The organism is Allobosea massiliensis (assembly GCF_042655245.1).
Classification (GTDB): domain Bacteria; phylum Pseudomonadota; class Alphaproteobacteria; order Rhizobiales; family Beijerinckiaceae; genus Allobosea; species Allobosea massiliensis.
This window is the reverse complement of the sequence record NZ_JBHSLU010000162.1, coordinates 1-709: the sequence shown is the minus strand read 5'-3', so window position 1 is coordinate 709 and position 709 is coordinate 1. Positions and strand designations below refer to the sequence as shown.

Genomic DNA, 709 nt, shown 5'->3' with positions numbered 1-709 from the left:
TGGTGGCCGGTCATTAATCGGAATGGTGGCCGGAGAATTATCGGAATCCCGGCCGGTCAATTATCGGAATGATGGCCGGTCGGAATCGGAATCCGCAGCCGGATCCGCTCGGGAAGAATATTGTTTGAAACAATACCCTTACGGCGCAGAAGGGCAATCATTTGCCGATCTTGGTTGCCGATGTTCGCTTCCGATCGTGGCGCCTGTCGCGCTGCCCTGTGCGTTGTCTGCCGCCCCGGGATTGCGTGCATAACAGAAAAGGAACATAAAGAGAACAAACTTGACGACGGCTGGGGCGACCAGGGAGCTAAACCATGCCAGAAGTCCAGATTGCAGGCGGCCAGGGATTGCCACCGGAGCCCGGCCCCGGACAGCTGTCCGTGAATTGCTCGACGTGGTCCATCTTCGACGAGGGCGACGCTTTCGGTCGCCAGTGGATCATTCGCGGGCTGCGAGGTGCTAACGACATCATCACGGTCGAAATCCACGTCAGCGCCGAGAGCATCGTCACGATGGTTGTGGAGCCAGGGGTTGAGGCTGGCGCCGTTGTCAACGGCGGTCGGATTCCAGGCCAGCGTGGCGGAGTAAAAGCAGGCCACTGGCGTTGGGGAGCGGCGGATATGGCGAGGGCCCCGATCGGGGCCCTCGCCATATCGCGCTGCCGGGATTGCTCAGGCGATGATCTCGCCGGTTTCGGGATCGGCTTCGT

Annotated in this window: 1 protein-coding gene; it reads left to right on the top strand. The window is 60.6% G+C overall.

All coding sequences use genetic code 11. From position 1 onward, the window contains the following. Positions 1-314: 314 nt before the first annotated feature. Positions 315-709, top strand: a 395-nt coding sequence (locus tag ACFPN9_RS29605; RefSeq protein ID WP_377818106.1) for a hypothetical protein, incomplete at its 3' end; no start/stop codon positions are given.